The organism is Pseudomonas sp. IT-P218 (assembly GCF_949767605.1).
GTDB lineage: Bacteria > Pseudomonadota > Gammaproteobacteria > Pseudomonadales > Pseudomonadaceae > Aquipseudomonas > Aquipseudomonas putida_AE.
The window spans coordinates 217896-235924 of the sequence record NZ_CATKQQ010000011.1 but is presented as its reverse complement, the minus strand read 5'-3'; the positions used below and the strand labels follow the sequence as shown (position 1 = coordinate 235924).

Here is an 18029-nt window from a genome sequence, read left to right as displayed (position 1 = left end):
GGTTATCTCCGGGTCGGGTCGAAAGTGGCGGGCAGCGTGGCCCAGCAAGCATCGTAGTTGGTTTGCAGTTGCGGGCAATCGAGGGCATGGCGGCTCGGGCGCAACACCTGGCTGGTCTCGAACATGAAGGCCATGGTGTTGTCGATTTTCGCCGGTTTGAGGTCGGCGTTGACCGCCTTGGTGCAGGTCTCGCCGTCAGGCCCGTGGGCGCTCATGCAGCTGTGCAGCGACGCGCCGCCGGGCACGAAACCTTCGGCCTTGGCATCGTACTCGCCCTGGATCAGCCCCATGAACTCGTTCATCAGGTTGCGGTGGAACCACGGTGGACGGAAGGTGTTCTCGGCCACCATCCAGCGCGGCGGAAAGATCACGAAGTCGAGGTTGGCCAGGCCGTGGACGCTGGTCGGCGAGGTCAGCACCGTGAAGATCGACGGGTCCGGGTGATCGAAGCTGACCGTGCCGATGGTGTTGAAACGGCGCAGGTCATATTTGTACGGCACGTTGTTACCGTGCCAGGCAACCACGTTCAACGGCGAGTGATTGAGCTCGCAAGCCCACAACTGACCGAGGAATTTCTGCACCAGGGTCGTGGGTTGTTGCAGGTTTTCGTAGGCCGCCACCGGGGTCAGGAAGTCCCGCGAATTGGCCAGGCCGTTGCTGCCGATCGGCCCCAGGTCCGGCAGGCGCAATGGCGCGCCGTGGTTCTCGGCGATGTAGCCGCGCGCTTGCGGGTCGAGCAGTTCGACACGGAATTTCAACCCGCGAGGCAATACGGCAATTTCCAGCGGCGCCACTTCCAGCACACCCAGTTCGGTGGCGATGCGCAGACGGCCCTGTTGCGGCACCAGCAGCAGCTCGCCGTCGGCGTTGAAGAACACGCGCTCCATGGAGCGGTTGGCGCAGTACTGGTAGATGCTGATCCCCGCCGGTTTATCCGCGCCAGAGTTGGCCGCCATGCTCACCAGGCCGTCGATGAAATCGGTCGGCTCGTCTGGCATATCCAGCGCGTTCCAGCGCAGGCGATTGGGCGTCACTTCGCCCAACGGACCGCCGGCCAGTTGCCGATCGAGCTTGGCGAACGCCGGGTGATTGGCCGAAGGCTGAATGCGGTACATCCAGGTCCGCCGCGCTTCGCTGCGGGCCATGGTGAAGGCGGTGCCGGAGAACAGTTCGGTGTAGAGACCGTACGGCGCTTTTTGCGGGGAGTTCTGGCCGACGGGCAGTGCGCCGGGCAATGCCTCACTGCTGAATTCGTTGCCAAAGCCTGACTGATAGGCCAGCGCCTGGACGTTTGAATCGGAGTTCATGGAGCCTCCTGAACAGGGAGTCGGCAATGGCCCTTCACGCTATGACAGCGATCATGGCACGCCGGGGTTGTTTTTATCGTAATCTGATTACGCATAACGTAATTTGATTGGTATTGACCGTCAAGCTATAAAGACGCCCATTCGTCCCGGGATCCCTCCATGGAAAAGCCTGAAAGCAACGGTAAACAGAAAGTCCGCTCCGCCGAGGTGGGTACCGACATCCTCAAGGCGCTCGCCGAGCTGTCGCCCTCGACTTCGCTGTCGCGCCTGGCCGAGCACGTGCAAATGCCGGCGAGCAAGGTTCATCGCTATCTGCAGGCGCTGATCGCCAGTGGTTTTGCCGAACAGAATGCCGCGACCAACCATTACGGGCTCGGCCGCGAAGCGTTGCGCGTCGGTTTGGCGGCACTCAACAGTATGGACGTGCTGAAAGTCGCTGCCCTGCCATTGGCCGAACTGCGCGACGACTTGAACGAAACCTGTTTTGTCGCGGTGTGGGGCAACCAGGGCGCGACCGTGGTGCATATCGAACCGGCGGTGCGCGCGGTGACGGTGGTGACCCAATTGGGCTCGGTATTGCCGTTGCTCAGTTCATCGACCGGCCTGGTCTTCGGCGCCTACCTGCCCAAGCGCGAAACCGTCGAGTTGCGCGAGCAGGAACTGCAATCCGTCAGCGCCCATCCCCTCGGCGATGATCAGGCCTATGAAACGCTCTGCGGGCAGATCCGCGACCGCGGCTTGCATCATGTGCACGGCTTGTTGATGCCCGGCGTCGATGCCCTGTCCGCGCCAGTGTTCAACGCCGTCGGGCAGGTGGCTGCCGTGATGACCATTGTCGGCCCGGCCTCGTTGTTCCATGCCGACGAAAACGGCCCGGCGGCCCAGCGCTTGCTGGCGGCGACCCGGGCCGTCAGTTGGCGGATGGGGTATGAACCGTCCACCGTCATCGGCTAGCCGGATTACATCAAGATCGTTCGCTCGCTGGAATCAGGCTCGGCGAGCGACTGCTTCATCAGTTCGCTGACAACGGCCAGATCCACCGTTGTGCCGGTGCACGCAGAGATTGCCCCCATGCAGGTATTAACATTCCCGAGCTGTTTGGCAATGGCCTTCTGCGCCACCGAGAACCCCAATTTGCCGATGCGCATGGTGGCCAGTTCCATCATGCAATCGAGGTAACTTGAGAACAACTTCTCGTAGTCCCCTTCCTGATACGCCTTAGCCCCCTCAAACACCGCTTTCGTCATCACGACTGCACTCAATGCGAGTCCGATGGGTGCAAAAGGAATGCTGGCAATGGCGACCGCCGCGACGGCAGTATCGTAGATCAGCTTGCCGACGATCTCCCCAAGGCTGGTAGTCTTGGCATCAACGTCGTCAATGATTTGAGCGATTGCATCGGTGTAGCAACGGGAGAAATCGCGGACTCGACTATCGAACTGCAAATGAGGGATGTCCTCGATGCTGCTGCGCTTCACTTTCTCGAGGTATGCATCGACGACTTTCTGCTGCGTGTACTTGACTCGCTTGCTGTAATAACTGCCAAGGCCCGCCGTTTTTACCGATTTGGCAAACTCGGCCAAGGGTCTGAACGATCTGCAATCCGGTGCATAGGGGGTATACAGCAGATCCTCGGCGACGCCATTGCGCATGAGGCGGAAAATATAAACGCCGTCGACCTGGCGATCTTGCAGATAAAACGTGTAGACACCCTCGCGTTGAGGGGAATCAGGATCTTCAGAATCCGGACTTGCGCCAGGTTCCGCTTCGCGCAGCTGATCAATGAGCCGTTCGAGCTGCTCAAATTGTTGGTGTTCAAGATGACCTCTGAACAATTCTTCCAACGCTGATCGATGCATTTCATGTCGCCGCAGATCCAGGAAGACGTCGCGCTTCAAGGCATAACCCGGGGCGCCCTGATCCAGATAGTCGCGCCTCAACATGGCGATGTACTGCTCACCTGGGCGCAACGTTCTTGACCAGCCCGGCAAATACTCGATCAGCAGGTCGGAAACAGGCGGATGACCGGGAGATAGACGAATGGACGGGTAGATTCCGGGGTTGTGGGCGGGACCACTGGCTTCGGTAATGTGATGTTCCTCGATGATCATCCGGGACAAGGTCATCTCTTTCGAGGCATCAAGCCTTACCACAATCAGGTCAGGATCGATGTCGACTGTTTCGCCGTTTTGCGCCAGGACCTCCTCTGCACACTTCTTGATCAGCCCATGGGCGAATTCTTCGTAACTGATCAGCGCTGCCTCGCGGCTTGCAAGTCGGGTTAAACCTTTGAGCTCGGTGTTCAGCCGGGCATAACATTGGCGCTGGGCTGCGGTAGCCGAGCGATAGCCTGCGGGCACAACCGCGTCCATTTCTCCCCGCAGCCAATCGACATGCTGCATAACTGCCTTGTGCAATGCACCCTCTGCACTATTCGACCAAGGGCTGCGCTGGATGCCACGCCACTGAGTCGGCAGGTCTTGTACGAGTCTCATGTACGCGTCGATGCTGGCGCGTTCACTGGCGAGGGTCTGGCGGCTCAGGTAACTGCGCCCTTCGGCTTGAGCGATCCAGTCAGCCAGATGGAAAGTCAACTGCCTGAAGCTCGGGAACTCATACCAGCTCCGGCCACCCGGACCCTGCGGAGCATAAAGTACACAAGGGCCTTCTTCACCCTGTGGCCCGCAATAGACAATCATCCCCTCGAAACCGCTTTTCGAATCAACGATCGAGAGTGCTCCCATTGAATATTGCTCGTCACCCTGCGTGGCAATAGCGACGATCTTCAGGCTCTCGTCATTAATTTGTCTCTGCAGTTTCGCACTGAACGAACTCAGGGCTATACGACACCCCAAAAGAAGCTGTAGGGCCTGAAGCACGGCTTCGTCCGCGTATTTCTTTTCGAATTTTTCCGCATAGAGCTTGCGCATGCTTGCGTCGAGCATCAGCTCCAAAAGATCTTCCTCATCCATGCCGGACGGCAGCGCCTCCCCTTCCAGTTTGATCTCCAGCGGGATTGCGGTGGATCCGTACAATCCGTTGAGCATGAATTCGGGAAGCGTTACGCGATTGCCCTGCACGACCTTTTGCTTGCCGACAAAGAATGTGTGGCGAGCGTTGACGAAAACATGTTCCGGCTCGAGAACTTCACCGGTGAGAATCCGTACAACTTCCTGCGCATAAAATCGGGCGAACGCCTTGAAGGATTTTGTTTCACCCAGCAGTTTGTCCAGCGCCTGTTCACTTTCTGTCAGGGACTGCTCGGCATCAAAGTAGTATTGGCGATCCTCCTCACTTGCACGCTGCAGCCAATCCGGCAGCTGTTGTGTTTGCCTGGTCGGGCGTAACACTTCTTCTTGAAGCCTGTACTTGGCCTCATTGGTTAATCCATTAATATTCATGCACTGTCCTTTTTGCATCCATCATTATGCAGTTTGTTACTGCGAACGCCCCAACCTGTTCAAAAACTCAAACTGAATGACTGTCACTACCGGGGCGATTCAAATTTTATAAACACTCCAGCCAGCGAAGTACACCCCGAAACTTGTGTGCATTCATGAACAGACAAAGTACCTGCCAATTCAAACATCAAGTAACAATACCCAATACTTTCGCCCTGGCCACGGCTTGCGTCCGGCGCTCCACACCCAACTTGCCGTTGATGCGTCGCGCGTGGGTCTTGACCGTATGCAAGGAAATGAACAACAGATCGGCAATCTGTTGATTGGAGTTGCCCTGCGCCACTAGCCGCAGAACCTGTATTTCACGTTGGCTCAAGCGGTTCTGGTCCGCACCCGGCGCCTGGGGATCATCGCGCGACTCGGTCAGGCCAATGGCTTGCGGCAGCTGCGCCTGGCGCAACTGCAGATCGCGCAGGGCCTGTTGCAGGTTGCACCGCTCGACCAGTGCCAGTCCTTGCGCCAGTGCTTGCCGGGCAGCGTCCGCATCGCCTGCAAGCCAGGCGACTTCAGCCAGCGCCAGATGCAATTGCCCTTGCAGCGCCGTCATCCCCCGCTGCCTGGCCCGTTGCAGTTGCCCTTCAAGCCGCTCCAGAGGCGTTTGCGCCTGCCCCAGGTAAACCTCGGTCAGGACCAGCAGGAATTCCAGGCCGTCAATCAGCTCCAGCGTGGCCGGAGGGGCTTGGCGTGCACAGGGGCCATGATAGTGACGCAACACCCGGGTCAGGGCCTGGTACGCCAGTTGCGGTCGCCCTTGTTGCAACCAGAAATGGATACTGGTGTGCAGCAAGACTCCGCGATACACGGTCTCGGGAATCCGCCGTTGCTGCATCAGCCGTTCGGCGTCGCGCAGCTGGTCGAATGCCTGGGCGTAATCGAGGCGATTCGCCGCCAGCTGGGCCAGCCCGAGGAAGCCATACAGCGCGCGTTTGTCCTGGCTGCGCAAGCAGATCTGCAGACCGGTCTCGAAGTACATGGCCGCCTGTTGCTCGCGGCCCAGGCTCAGGTTCAAGCGGCCGCGACGCAGGGCGATCCGCCCCAACAAGGGTCCGGCATTGCCATGCTGGCTGCAGAGCAGGCCGTGCATGTGGGCGAGCAGGTCATCGGCCCTGCCGGACGCTCCGCGCTGCTCGAGCAATTGCGCGTGATCGAGCTCCAGCAAGCCTTCGAATACCAGTGAGCCTTGCGCCCGGGCGAGACACAACGCCTCCCGGCTGAGCGCCTGTGCGACGTCGAGTTCGCCCCGCAGCAAGGCCTGTTGGGTCAACCCGGACAGGCACATCAGCCGGGCAGGCCAACACTCCAGGTCGAGCTCGTCGAGCGCCTCGAGCAAGTGCGCCCGGGACGCATCCATGCGCCCCAACAAATGCAGGAGCCAACCCTGTTGAGCCTGCCAGCGTGCGATCAATTGCCGTTGCAGAAATGCCGACGGCTGGGGGCTGAATCGCGACAATTGTTCGATGCACTCGGCTGCCTGTTCGAAGCGCCCGGCGAACAACAAGGCCGCGGTGATCAAGCCGACCAGTTGCGGCGAGCCAAACAGCAACTCCTCGCCGCGTTGCTCGTGCAAACGCAGGAGCAAAACGACGGTCTGCTCTTCGAACAACTGCTCGAAACCGAAATGCTGCAACAAGCTGACGGCGACCTCGAACTCCTGCGCCAGCAAGGCCTGTTCAAACGCGGCCTTCCAGTCCTGCTCGGCGACGAACCACTGGCAGGCACGACGATGCCAGAAGCGTGCGGCCGGCCATTGTTCATCGCGCATCAAACGGCTCAGGGGAGCGAAGACCTGCAACCAGTCTGTGGAGTCTTGCCAGGGCTCGATGAAACAGCCCCGCTCCTGCAACGCACTCAGGTATTGCGCGCCCTCGCCAGCGCCGAACAGGTGATCGCTGAGCCGAGCGTTGAACCGTGGCAACTGCGCCAGCACCCGCCAGGCCTCGGCAAGCTCCGGCGCCAGATGGGCGAAGAGCTCATGCTCCAGGTAGTCGTGCAGGGTATCCGGTCGACCGTTCGGGGTGTCGTGGCGGGTCCAGTCGCATTTTTGCAGCAGCGCTATCCGCACCCCGGCGCACCAGCCACCACTGTTCCGGAAAATTCTCTCGGCACCTTTCGCGGCCAGGGCCGGCTCCAGGTGATGCAAGAGTTTTTCGATTTCATCCTGATTGAACGCCAGTGCGGCAGGCTCGGCATCGTACAGCTCGTCACCGAGCAGCAGCCGTGGCCAGTTGCATTGCGCACGTCGCCGCCCACTCAACCACCAGGTGATCATCGGGCTGCTGCCGGCCAGCAAGCGATCGAGCAACAGGTCCAGCGCCGGGTGAGGAACACGACAGTAGTCATCGATAAACAGCCAGGTTGCGGTCGGTAATCGAGCCAGGTACTCCAACAATACCGACTCATCCGCCGTTGCCAGTCCCAGCGCCTGCGCCAGGCGCTGGCAAAAGCCATCGACACTGAGCGCCTCCCCCGCCATTGGCAGCCAGCGGACCTGGCAGGTTGCAGGCGCATTGAGCATGCACTCGACCAGCAGCGCACTCTTGCCACTGCCGGCCGGCGCGCAGAGCAATTTCACCCGCGCCGTCGAGGCCAGCAACGGCTCGACCAGGCGCGCGCGATACAAGTGATGTGGAGACAATCGGGGCAGGTGTCCAGGACGGTCCAGACACGTCGTCATGGCAGTCATAGTGGTGCGCCTTTTTATTTTTGTGGCGCCACCCTAGCCCCCTGTCGAGCGCTTATTGAAGAAGTATTCAACACACTTATCGAGCCCTATAAAAAAGGTGACCACGAGGTCACCTTTTTGTGCAAACGCTGTAGGAAATCTACCTCACACCTGTACTCCGCAATGCTGCAGGCGTGTAGTCCCCGGCTTTGGCGGCGATGTTGAATTCGAAGCTGCGCTTCTCCTCGTTCTTCATCCCCAAGGCGATGTAACGACCGGCAATCAGGTCGTACAGCGCTTCAACGGTGTAGGCCGGGACCTGATGATCGTAGTAGAACTGCGCGTGCCCTTCAGCCACCCGCCAGAGCTGGCCACGACCGTCGTAATGATCGGCCAGGGCCACCTGCCAGGTGTCTTCGTCGATGTACATGTGACGCTTGGCATACACATGCCGCTCATTGGGCTTGACCGTGGCAACCACCTCCCAGACCCGATGCAGCTCATAGCGGGTCAAGTCCTGGTTGATGTGCCCGGCCTTGATCACATCGGTGTACTTCAGGTTAGGCGAGTCGAGCTTGTAGCTGTTGTAGGGGATGTACATTTCCTTCTTGCCGATCAGCTTCCAGTCATAGCGATCCGGCGCGCCGGAAAACATGTCGAAGTTGTCCGTGGTGCGCAACCCGTCGGACGAAGTGCCCACGCCGTCATAGGCCACTTGCGGTGCCCGGCGCACACGGCGCTGACCGGCGTTGTAGATCCAGGCCTTGCGGGGTTCCTGGACCTGGTCGAGGGTTTCGTGGACCAGCAGCACGTTGCCCGCCAGGCGCGCCGGCGCGGTGACTTCCTGCTTGAAATAGTTGAGGACGTTTTCATCGCTGCCTGGCTTCAGGTCTCCCAGCAGTGACGGCACCGCCACTTCGTCCTTGAAGCGGATGACCGTGAAATCGCCATTGGACTGGGGCGTGGCCTGGGTGATGGTGCGACGCAGGTTGCCACCGTGATAACGGGTGATGTGGTTCCAGATCACCTCGACCCCGTTCTTCGGAATCGGAAAGGCGTAGTAGCGATTGCCGGTGAAATTGGCCAGGCCGTTGCCGTCGTTGGTCGGCGTCACATTCAGTGCGCTGCGCTTGGCCGCCTCGTAAACCTCCGGCGGCAGTGCCGCCGTGCGATGGCTCGGATAGACCGGTATTTTGTAGGTCTCGGGATAACGCTTGAACATTGCGACCTGGCCATCGGACAGCTTGTCCTTGTACTGGTCGACGTTCGCGGCGGTGATGATGAACAAGGGTTTTTCATTGGCGAACGGATCGGCCAAAAAGCCCTTGCTGTCCACCGCACCCGCATTCTTGGGAATACCACCGGTCCAGGCTGGAATCGTTCCGGCGGCATTGCCGGCCTTCTCGGCGCCCAGGGGCGTGAGGCTGGTGCCGAGCTTGTTGGCTTCTTCGGCCGATACCGCCGCCATCACGTTGACGGCCAGCAGGCTCAGGGCCAGGGCGGTGCCCAATTGCAGAATCATCTTGCGCATTGAATTCATCCTTTTTCAGCCAGGTCAGAAGTTCACGCCAAAGCTCAACGCGACGAAATCGCGGTCTTCGAGCACGTTGTAGTCACCGCCGAAGAAGTCGGTGTAACTGAGGCTTGCGGTGTAGGTGTTGCGGTAGTCCGCATCGACGCCGAGGCTGACCGCCTTGGCCCCTTCATTGAACAGCCCGTTGGGGCCGTAGCCGGCGACGTCGTGGGACCACGACAGGTTGGGACGGAAATTGATCCCGGCGATGACGTTGTTGTAATCGAGGATGGCGCGGGCGCGATAACCCCAGGAGGTCGACGTGACGAAACCATCGGTGTCACCGCCGAAGCCGTATTGGCCGTACACCGAGTCGCGGCCGTAGCGCAACTTGCTGCGCGCCTCCAGGCCACCGACCCGGACCACGGCCGCTTCACCCACCAGGGTCAGGCGATCCGCGCCCGCGACCTGGTCGACGAAGTGCGTCAGGGTGCTCTGGACCTGGGTCACTTCCTTGCGCCGGTAGCCTTTGTTGTCGGCACCCGGTGAAGTCTGGATCGGCGACGCGGCGCCACCGGCAATCGGGTTGAGCATCGCCAGGGTCAGGTCGGTGCTGTTGATCTGGACCGGCAGGTTGGGGCGATAGCTGATCTCGCCGGTCCACGCCGTGCCGGTGGGCAAGGTGGTGGAGAAGCTCGCGCCATACAGGCGAATGTCTTCCGGGTATTCAAGGTAATACTGGCCGCGACCGAGCATTACGCTTTGCGCCAGGCCTGAGCCGCTACCGGGAGCGATACGGTTGGCGGCCGCGACAATTCCGGGAATGCTCGCCAGTGTGGACAGGCCGGCCGTCGTGGTACCGACGTTGGGCGTACGACTGTGGTAGTTCATGAAATACAGACCGTACTCGGTGTCATCCCCCAGCCAGCGCAGCGCAGTACCCCACTGCCCGGAATCCCGGGCATCGCGGTCTTGACCACGAGGAACGACCACGCCTTCGCGGGTGACCTCGAAACCCTGGCCAAACGCAGCGGCAATCGGCTGCAGTGGCGCAATGGCCGGGCTGGCCACGGTGTAGCCCTTGTCACACCCATCGGCCACCACGTCGGCGCCGAAGAAGGTGCCGCAGTTATCGACGACGGTCTGGTCCCACTCCAGCTGATAGAAGCCTTCCACCGTCAACTTGTCCGTCAGGCCCTGGGAGGCGAACAGCATGTTGACCGGAATCAGGCCCTCCTTGATCTCTGCACCGGGACGGCGGAAAGCCGAGACGTCGACCGGGTTGATGCTGTTGATCGAGTTGCCGATGAAGGTGCTTTCGCCCCAACTGACCACCTGCTTGCCGGCGCGCACCGTGCCTGGCAGATCGGCGATGGAATAGTTGTGATAGACGAAGGCGTCGAGGATCTGCCCACCGGACGACTTGGAGCCCTCTTTGCGATTGTGATCGCTGATCGGCTTGAACGGCCGGTCTTCGTCCTTCAATTCGAAGTCGTACCAGTACTTTCCACGGACGAACACACCGGTGTCGCCGTACTTGAGTTCAAGGTCGTGAATACCCTTGAAGATCTTCGAGAAAGTTTCACCCTTGCTGAAATTCTGCCGCCCGTCATCACCCGTCGACGCCTGCCCGCTGCCACCGTTGACGATGCCGACCAGGGCATCATCGGCATCGCGCATGCCCCAGCTCGCACCGACCGACAGCGAAGAGTCGAACGTGCCCTCGATTTCGCCAATGTTGAATGAAAGCGCCTGCGCCTGGGCACAGCACCCCAAGGCCACCGCAACGGCCAGCGCCTGCGGTGTGAAGATGGCGCGCATTGTTGTTTTTGTCATGCGTCTTCCCCGGTGAGTGACAGAAGGCCACACCCTACTGCCGAGCGCCGGGAGCGATAAGCGCACCAAGGAGGTATTCGTGGTGTCGCTCGAAAGGATGAATGACTGCGTGGCACGGGGGGATTGCGCGGGGCATAGACACACTGGATGTGAAGGCATCATTCAGAAACATGGTCTACGCTGCTGGCAGGCAGGACTGTTGCACCAACCGTAACGGTGCATCTCCGCGATCGCTATTTTTCCTTGGCCGGCAAAGACTTATTCTTGCCCTGCGCTTTCGGAAAAAGCAGCCGCAAAGCGCCCTCGCGGTTCGCGACAGATTTCAGATGATTTGAACGTATCGAGTCATCGCCCCGTGTACATCGACGTTGATTTGTAGCTCCTGGATCCAACGTCTTCTTTGGCCGCTGCGTTTGCAGCGGCCTTTTTTATGGGCGGTGGTTTGTGCGGAATTTCCCAACCACTAAAGTTAAAACGTACGTCCTACAAGAAATTTCCTATAACACTATAAGAAATAGCTTTTCACACAGAAAGATAATCCAGCATATATTCCTGCCGGATCGAAACCTCTCTCAATTTCCTCTGTAAAAGCCTACGCACTTCTCAGACCCCTTACTTGTCATTTAGCTGTAACTTTTTAGTGGCCAGACAAGACGGTTGGTAGCGTAACCGCGCCAACATGTTTGCGTCCCAAACACGCTCCTACTAAAAGGATTTTAATATGCAAAGGCCACCAGCGCGCCCCAAGGACAAAAATTCAAGACCCGGCTTTCTTGAAATAGACACGCCGCTGGTAACAATCGGGGTAGCACCCGATCACTTTATTCCCCCTCCCCAATCGGGAACGCGTTTGCAAGCGGGACCTTTTGGACCTGGGGTATCAACTTATAATCAAAATCGTGGAACCGTAATAAACACCACTCGAGCGCTGGAACAGGAGTATCAAACCAGATCCGCTCAGCTACCGGCAACCCTGGAAGCAGAACTTACAGCGACCCGAAATGAAGGCCCCACGGACCCGGTGCCACCATTGCAATCAATCGCACGGGAATTAGGCGTACTGAGTCCCCCGCATGGAACAATGTTCATACTGCCACTTTGGAAGATTTCAAACTGAAAGATGATCCCTCACTGCTGTACACGCCGGAAGCGCTAGCCGCTGCGGAGAAACAAGATGAGCGTGACTATCAACGATTCCTGAAGGAGATATGGAAATGAGCGATATTCAACAAATCGTTAACAATGAATCCTTAGACGATATCGTTACAGTTTTCGCTCTAATTAAAGCTCACCCGCATTTAGACATGATGATATGTCGCTATAAGCCTGAAGCCATCCGGCACGGAGAACTTCGAATCTCCTATGCGCGACTGTTTGAAAAGGGTGTTTTAGTGAAGGGGGAAAAGGGACTATCAAACAAAGGGCCCAACTGGAAAGCCCCCCAGTTCGTCATAGAAAAACGCTACGTCGAGTAAAAAATCACACCCCAAGCCGCACCTTGCGGCTTGGGGTATCTAAACCCTTAAATCGAATACTTCTGCAAATTCCCCATCATTTCCTTCAGCGCCTCAATATTGTCCTTCGGATGCGCCGCGCCTTCGAAATCACAAATCTGCTGCCAGTGCGCCGCGACGTCTTCCGGCGAGAAACCGACCCGCGGATCGAACCCGGCGCCGAGGCTGCGTTCCCAGCGCACCTTGCCCATCCAGCCGCCGCCGACTTCGAACAGCCCGGAAGTTTCCTGGCAGTTTTCGCTGGCCAGGTACACCACCAGCGGGCTGACCAGTTCCGGCTTGAGTTGCTCGAACACTTGCGGCGGGATCAGGCCTTCGGTCATGCGGGTGCCGCCGGTGGGGGCGATGGCATTGACCAGGATGTTGTTCTTGCGGCCTTCGATGGCCAGGGTGCGGGTCAGGCCGTAGAGGCCGAGCTTGGCCATGCCGTAGTTGGACTGGCCGAAATTTCCGTAGATGCCTGAGGTGGACGCGGTGAAGATGACCCGGCCATAGTTTTGCTCGCGCAGGTGCGGCCACGCGGCGCGGGTGACTTTGTAGGCGCCTTCGACGTGGACGCGATACACCAGGTCCCAGTCGCCATCCTCCATTTTGTGGAAGGTCTTGTCGCGCAGAATGCCGGCGTTATTGACCACCACGTCGACGCGACCGAAGACGTCAAGGGCGTGCTGGACGAGTTTGTCGCCGTCGGTGACCGAGTCGTGGTTGGCGACGGCGGTGCCGCCCGCCTCACGAATTTCGCTGACCACGCGGTCTGCCGCCGAGGCATTGGCGCCTTCGCCCTGGGTCGAGCCGCCGAGGTCGTTGACCAGCACCTTGGCGCCCTGTTTGGCGAACAGCAGTGCGTGCGCCCGTCCCAGGCCGCCACCCGCGCCGGTGATGATCACGACTTTATCTTCGAAACGCACAGACTCATTCATGGGGAACTCCAGCAGGCCAGGGACAATGGATTGGAGTGTCAGGCACGGGGCTGCGGGTCACAATGAATACGGGGGAGGCTGAATGGTGTGCGATAAGGCAGGGGGATGATGAACATGAACCCTGTAGGAGCGAGCTTGCTCGCGAAAAAACTGAGAGCACCGCGGGGTGTCAGGCTCCCCGCGTCATCGTTGACCTCCATCGCTGGCAAGCCAGCTCCTACAGGGGATCGGGTGTGGTCGCGAGGGCCGGTTTCCACAGGGCTACTAGGAGCAAGCCACCTTGAGCGGCATTGCGATCAAACGGTCGCGAAACGCCAGGTAGTGCTTGAGCACCTGGCATGGCGCTTCGATTTGTGGGTAATGACCAATGTCGCTGAGCAGGACCGCGTCCGGGCTGGGGATCAGTTCACGGTAGCGCGCCACCATGTGCGCACCGGAAATCGGATCGACCTCGCCATCGATCACCCGCAGCGGCACGTCGCCGCGCTGCATCGCCCCGACCCAACGCTCGCGTTGGACTCGCCGCTCGGGGATGTAGGCAATCAATTTGTGCATGACTCGTGGCCCGTGATTACTCTCAACGAGGCTCCAGAAATCATCCATCTGGCTCTCGCTGGGACGGGTCTGCGGGCCGAAGATCTGGCGGAAACTCTTCACCAGGCCATCGCGACTGAACGCACGGCCGATCATCCAACCCAGCGGGCTGAGCAGGAGTTTTTGCACCAGCACCGGGCGATGGGTTTCGGGGAATAGCCCGCCATTGAGGAACACGCAACTGGCGAGGTCGATGCCCGCTTCGTAGTGCCGGGCCAGCAGTTCCTGGGCCACGCTGTCGCCGTAGTCGTGGGCCAGCAGGTGCAGCGGTTGCTCGATGCCCAGGTGGGCCAGCAGCGCCTGTTGCAGGTCGGCCTGCTCCAGCAGGCTGTACTCGTGATTCAGCGGTTTGGCCGAGTCGCCGAAACCGAGCATGTCACAGGCAATCACCCGATAACGCTGAGCCAAGGGTTGCCAAAGGTAATGCCAGTCCCAACTGGCGCTCGGGAAACCATGGATGAGCAACAGCGGCTCACCCTGCCCCGCCGTCCAGTAACGGATGGCGTGACCACGAAACACGAAAGTCTGGCCGCGCTTGCGCCAGACACTCAGGGGGATCTCGGCAAGTTGCATTAGAGTTTATATCCCGGGTCGAGTTTATCGAGCTTGCGCAGCAGCGCCGGCCAGGCCAGCGCTCCGCCCATTCCTTGAGCACTTTTGGTGACACCGGCGATCATCGCCTTGGCCCCCGCGAGAATCTGCGGTTCGATGGCAATCAGTTCTGCCCCGCCGTTCTGCGCCATGACCTGGATATCGCAGGCGCGCTGAAAGATAAACATCGCCAGGAAGGTGTCGGCGATGGTGCTGCCACAAGTCAGCAGACCGTGGTTGTGCAGCATCAGGAAATTGTTTTCACCGAGGTCGGCTTGCAGTCGCGCCTTTTCCTCGTGGTTGAGGGCAACGCCTTCGTAGCCGTGATACGCCAGGCTGGACAGGACAAACAGCGACTGCTGGCTGATCGGCAGAATGCCCTGGCGCTGCGCCGACACCGCCACGCCCGAAGCCGTATGGGTGTGCAGCACGCACACGACATCGTGGCGAACTTCATGCACCGCACTATGGATGGTGTACCCCGCCGGGTTGATCTCGTAGGGGCTGTCCATCAACTTGTTGCCTGCCTGATCGACCTTGACCAGGCTCGAGGCGGTAATTTCGTGAAACATCAGCCCATAGGGGTTGATCAGGAAGTCTTCGGTGCCGGGCACCTTGGCGGAGATGTGGGTGAAAATCAGATCATCCCAGCCATGCTGGGCGACCAGGCGGTAGCAGGCAGCGAGGTCGACGCGGGCCTGCCACTCGGCAGCGCTGACTTGGTCTTTGACGCTGGAAGCGGATTGGACGGGGGCTACGCTCACGAAAAGGAACCTCGGTTTTTATTATGGAGTGTTTCCAATGACTACCGAGTCTAGTCACCCTCCGAGGTTCGCGTAGTTGCATTGGCAGCCAGCTTGATGGCCGAGCGAGTCAGCGGTGTCGATCAGCCCCGCAGGGCGTCGACCAGTTCCGCCAGCCAAGGCTCGGCGTCCGTTTCCGGGGTCACGCTTTCACTGGCGTCCAGGCGCAGCATCGGCAGGACTTCGACAATGCCCAACTCACCGAACAGCTCGCGCATCAGCTCACCACCGCCGCAAAAGGTATCGCCATAGCTCGCATCGCCCAGGCCGATCACGGCCCCCGGCAAGCCTCGCCAGGCACTGGGCAGCAGGTCGCGAATCATCGAGTACAGGGGCTGCAGGTTGTCCGGCAGCTCGCCCATGCCGGTGGTCGACGTCACCGCCAGCAAGGCTTCGGGCGCGAAGGCCTGAAGATCGGCGAGGCTGGCACGGGGGTTGTGGAAGGTTTCGAAACCGGCGTCTTTCAAAATATTGGCGGCATGGCGGGCAACTTCTTCGGCCGTGCCGTACACCGAGCCGGAAATGATGGCGACTTTCATCAATCTGATCCTGAAGCTGAATAAAAGACCGGGATATTAACAGCACGGTCTGGATTGTTCTTTTAGAATCCCACAGACGACCAACAAGGAAGGGTTTTACCGATGATCAACGCGAAGCTGCTGCAGCTGGCGATCAATGCCTCCAACGACGGTATCGTGATTGCCGAAAAGGAAGGCGATCAGGACAAGATCCTGATCTACGTCAACCCGGCTTTCGAACGCCTCACCGGCTATACCAGCGAAGAAATCCTCTACCAGGATTGCCGCTTCCTGCAGTCAGGGGACCGCGACCAGGACGCCTTGCCGAAGATTCGTGACGCGCTGGCCAGTGAAGGCTCCTGCCGGGAAATCCTGCGCAACTACCGCAAGGATGGCACGCCGTTCTGGAACGAACTGTCGCTTTCGACGGTGAAAAGTTCGAGTGACGGGCAGGTTTATTTCATTGGCGTACAGAAGGACGTGACCATCCAGGTCAAGGCGCAGCAGCGAGTGGTGCAGCTTGAAGCTCAATTGGCCGAGGTCCAGGCCGAGCTTGATGCGCTCAAAGCGACGAACGGCAAAAACAAAACCGCGAATTAATTGTCATTAACTACAATCACCAGTGCCTCTGTAACTAAATTTTTCGAGCCCATCATGCAACGCGACGCGCTCCTCACCCAGGACGAGCTGGATTTTATCCAGACCATGCAACACAACCCGCAGCTGAATGTGCGGGATGCGACGTCGAGCCTGCTCGTCAATGGTGGGTCGCAGATCCGTGACCTGCTCACGCGCTTGGCCGCGCATGAGCAGGTCACCCTGCAAGCCAATTTCGAAAACCAGCAAATGACCTTCCCCCTGCATTTGGTGGAAGACGAATTTCATGCCATGCACCTGCGCCTGGGCGTGCCGAGCATTTATGAAGGCGGGCCATCGGTCCGGCCATGGCGGCTGGTACTCGACGAACCGGTGGCGCTGGAAAACGCCAAGGGCCAACCCGGCACCCTGTGGGTGCACGAAGTATCGTTCAAAGGGGTGTTGCTGGAGATTCGCAACAAGACCAAGGCACCCAAGCATTTCGCCTTGTGGTTCAGCCCATCAGGTTATGAGCGGATCGCCTTGCGTGGCACGCTGGAAAAAGAAACCGAGCGGGGTTTCTTAGCCTACCAACTGAGCCAGAACGATCTGGATGAAACCGAGCGCCTGCGCCAGTTCATTCTGCAACAACATCGCTTGACCCATCCTACCCTGCACCTCTGAGCCCTACCCTTCTGAATCCTGCCCTTCTGAACCCTGCCCCTCTGAACATCAGGTATCCAGGTTGCCCGCCAGAAACTGGTTGAGGCGCTGACGCATCACCGTTCCCTCATTTCCCAGGCATCCGATCGATGACCCGGCGAGGTTTTCCTGCGCCAGGTCGCACGCATCACCGGCCAGCAGCAAAGGGCAATCCAGGCTCATCGCCAGACGATTCAGGCGCCGGGGCAAGTCGGGGCTGGGGACGTGGTTGGAAAACAGCACCAGCGCCCGGGGCTTGATCCTTTCGCAGACCAGGGTCAGTTCGTCGAACGGTTGGCCGGTGGTCAGCACCCGCACCCCCATTTGATCGTTTGCGAGGAACAACGCGGCGATCAGCAATTCAAGCTCGCGACACTGGCCTGCCAAGGCGCTCACGATGACGCGCCTGGGGTGCCTGTCACGGATCAACAGCAGGCGCTGCACCACCCGTGAGCGCAGGAAACCATCGAGGAACAACCACTCGCTGGCCCGGCCAAACGTGTCCTGGCGCTGCAGCAATTGCCGCCACAGCGGAAGAAGGATGTCCTGGAAAACAACCGGCTGGGAGTAGCTGGAAAAAATCTGCCCATAGACCTGCTCCAGCCGGGCGTCGTCAAAAGCGCTGACGGCAGCCGCAATCTGTTGCTGCCATTGTGCGTAATCGGCCTGCACCAGATTGTTGGGAATGATGTGGGCCAGTGCCTGTAACGGCGCGGTCTTGGCCAGGATCTTGCTGATCTTGCTGACCGCTACCCCGCGCTCGATCCAGTTGAGGATGCTGCGCACCCGCTCGATATCGGTCATCGAATACAGGCGGTGCCCGCTTTCGGTGCGAGTGGGCACGATCAGGCCATGCCGTCGCTCCCATGCGCGAAGCGTGACCGGGTTAACACCGGTAAGGCGCGCCACCTCGCGAATCGGAAAAAGCTCTTCCCGTTCCAGGGAGAGCGCCGGTGACACATCCAGGTCAACGTCGGTCAAGACAGGCATTTATCGGCCTACATCCATGTGTGGTTCAAATCCCATTGTACC

Annotated in this window: 14 protein-coding genes; 4 read left to right on the top strand and 10 right to left on the bottom strand. The window is 59.4% G+C overall.

Features of this window, described 5'->3' with window-relative positions:
- Nucleotides 1–2: 2 nt before the first annotated feature.
- Nucleotides 3–1307, bottom strand: coding sequence for a homogentisate 1,2-dioxygenase (gene hmgA, locus ACM6I6_RS07685; RefSeq protein ID WP_274073970.1), 1305 nt, complete (start codon nucleotides 1305–1307; stop codon nucleotides 3–5).
- A 159-nt stretch (nucleotides 1308–1466) separates the two neighbouring features.
- Here hmgA and ACM6I6_RS07680 point away from each other — a divergent pair, with 159 nt between their 5' ends.
- Complete coding sequence (locus ACM6I6_RS07680; RefSeq protein WP_274073971.1) at nucleotides 1467–2261, top strand: IclR family transcriptional regulator; 795 nt, start codon at nucleotides 1467–1469, stop codon at nucleotides 2259–2261.
- A 5-nt stretch (nucleotides 2262–2266) separates the two neighbouring features.
- Here ACM6I6_RS07680 and ACM6I6_RS07675 read toward each other — a convergent pair whose 3' ends face one another.
- From ACM6I6_RS07675 to ACM6I6_RS07660, 4 genes are all read right to left on the bottom strand, one after another.
- Nucleotides 2267–4708, bottom strand: a complete 2442-nt coding sequence (locus tag ACM6I6_RS07675) for a dermonecrotic toxin domain-containing protein (protein ID WP_414919694.1) — start codon at nucleotides 4706–4708, stop codon at nucleotides 2267–2269.
- A 187-nt stretch (nucleotides 4709–4895) separates the two neighbouring features.
- Nucleotides 4896–7451, bottom strand: coding sequence for a helix-turn-helix transcriptional regulator (locus ACM6I6_RS07670; protein WP_323605591.1), 2556 nt, complete (start codon nucleotides 7449–7451; stop codon nucleotides 4896–4898).
- Between the two features lie 139 nt (nucleotides 7452–7590).
- Entirely contained in the window at nucleotides 7591–8961 is a 1371-nt protein-coding gene (locus ACM6I6_RS07665) for a DUF1329 domain-containing protein (RefSeq protein WP_274073974.1), read from the bottom strand.
- 24 nt (nucleotides 8962–8985) lie between these two features.
- Complete coding sequence (locus tag ACM6I6_RS07660) at nucleotides 8986–10779, bottom strand: DUF1302 domain-containing protein (RefSeq protein ID WP_414919693.1); 1794 nt, start codon at nucleotides 10777–10779, stop codon at nucleotides 8986–8988.
- Nucleotides 10780–11993: 1214 nt separating this feature from the next.
- Here ACM6I6_RS07660 and ACM6I6_RS07655 point away from each other — a divergent pair.
- A complete protein-coding gene (locus ACM6I6_RS07655) occupies nucleotides 11994–12254 on the top strand; it encodes a hypothetical protein (protein WP_323605589.1) in 261 nt (86 codons plus the stop codon).
- Between the two features lie 47 nt (nucleotides 12255–12301).
- Here the strand turns inward: ACM6I6_RS07655 and ACM6I6_RS07650 are convergent, their stop codons facing one another.
- From ACM6I6_RS07650 to ACM6I6_RS07635, 4 genes are all read right to left on the bottom strand, one after another.
- A complete protein-coding gene (locus ACM6I6_RS07650) occupies nucleotides 12302–13213 on the bottom strand; it encodes an SDR family oxidoreductase (RefSeq protein WP_323605588.1) in 912 nt (303 codons plus the stop codon).
- Nucleotides 13214–13477: 264 nt separating this feature from the next.
- Nucleotides 13478–14380: an alpha/beta fold hydrolase gene (locus ACM6I6_RS07645; protein ID WP_414919692.1), complete on the bottom strand. Its 903-nt coding sequence runs from the start codon at nucleotides 14378–14380 to the stop codon at nucleotides 13478–13480.
- On the bottom strand, nucleotides 14380–15162 hold the full coding sequence (locus ACM6I6_RS07640) for a class II aldolase/adducin family protein (RefSeq protein ID WP_323626010.1): 783 nt from the start codon (nucleotides 15160–15162) through the stop codon (nucleotides 14380–14382). Before ACM6I6_RS07640 ends, ACM6I6_RS07645 begins: the two co-directional genes overlap by 1 nt.
- A gap of 122 nt (nucleotides 15163–15284) precedes the next feature.
- Entirely contained in the window at nucleotides 15285–15740 is a 456-nt protein-coding gene (locus ACM6I6_RS07635) for a flavodoxin (protein WP_323605585.1), read from the bottom strand.
- Between the two features lie 102 nt (nucleotides 15741–15842).
- Here ACM6I6_RS07635 and ACM6I6_RS07630 point away from each other — a divergent pair, with 102 nt between their 5' ends.
- Together ACM6I6_RS07630 and ACM6I6_RS07625 are read left to right on the top strand one after the other, a co-directional pair.
- Nucleotides 15843–16319, top strand: a complete 477-nt coding sequence (locus ACM6I6_RS07630) for a PAS domain-containing protein (RefSeq protein WP_414919691.1) — start codon at nucleotides 15843–15845, stop codon at nucleotides 16317–16319.
- Nucleotides 16320–16373: 54 nt separating this feature from the next.
- Nucleotides 16374–16979, top strand: a complete 606-nt coding sequence (locus ACM6I6_RS07625; protein ID WP_414919690.1) for a hypothetical protein — start codon at nucleotides 16374–16376, stop codon at nucleotides 16977–16979.
- A 48-nt stretch (nucleotides 16980–17027) separates the two neighbouring features.
- Here the strand turns inward: ACM6I6_RS07625 and ACM6I6_RS07620 are convergent, their stop codons facing one another.
- Complete coding sequence (locus tag ACM6I6_RS07620) at nucleotides 17028–17987, bottom strand: MerR family transcriptional regulator (protein WP_414919689.1); 960 nt, start codon at nucleotides 17985–17987, stop codon at nucleotides 17028–17030.
- Between the last annotated feature and the right edge of the window lie 42 nt (nucleotides 17988–18029).

Coding starts and splice junctions, on each gene's coding strand:
- ACM6I6_RS07635 (WP_323605585.1), bottom strand. CDS start 15,740: ATGAAAGTCGCCATCATTTCCGGCTCGGTGTACGGCACGGCCGAAGAA.
- ACM6I6_RS07630 (WP_414919691.1), top strand. CDS start 15,843: ATGATCAACGCGAAGCTGCTGCAGCTGGCGATCAATGCCTCCAACGAC.
- ACM6I6_RS07655 (WP_323605589.1), top strand. CDS start 11,994: ATGAGCGATATTCAACAAATCGTTAACAATGAATCCTTAGACGATATC.
- ACM6I6_RS07625 (WP_414919690.1), top strand. CDS start 16,374: ATGCAACGCGACGCGCTCCTCACCCAGGACGAGCTGGATTTTATCCAG.
- ACM6I6_RS07670 (WP_323605591.1), bottom strand. CDS start 7,451: ATGACTGCCATGACGACGTGTCTGGACCGTCCTGGACACCTGCCCCGA.
- ACM6I6_RS07650 (WP_323605588.1), bottom strand. CDS start 13,213: ATGAATGAGTCTGTGCGTTTCGAAGATAAAGTCGTGATCATCACCGGC.
- ACM6I6_RS07645 (WP_414919692.1), bottom strand. CDS start 14,380: ATGCAACTTGCCGAGATCCCCCTGAGTGTCTGGCGCAAGCGCGGCCAG.
- hmgA (WP_274073970.1), bottom strand. CDS start 1,307: ATGAACTCCGATTCAAACGTCCAGGCGCTGGCCTATCAGTCAGGCTTT.
- ACM6I6_RS07660 (WP_414919693.1), bottom strand. CDS start 10,779: ATGACAAAAACAACAATGCGCGCCATCTTCACACCGCAGGCGCTGGCC.
- ACM6I6_RS07680 (WP_274073971.1), top strand. CDS start 1,467: ATGGAAAAGCCTGAAAGCAACGGTAAACAGAAAGTCCGCTCCGCCGAG.
- ACM6I6_RS07620 (WP_414919689.1), bottom strand. CDS start 17,987: ATGCCTGTCTTGACCGACGTTGACCTGGATGTGTCACCGGCGCTCTCC.
- ACM6I6_RS07675 (WP_414919694.1), bottom strand. CDS start 4,708: ATGAATATTAATGGATTAACCAATGAGGCCAAGTACAGGCTTCAAGAA.
- ACM6I6_RS07665 (WP_274073974.1), bottom strand. CDS start 8,961: ATGCGCAAGATGATTCTGCAATTGGGCACCGCCCTGGCCCTGAGCCTG.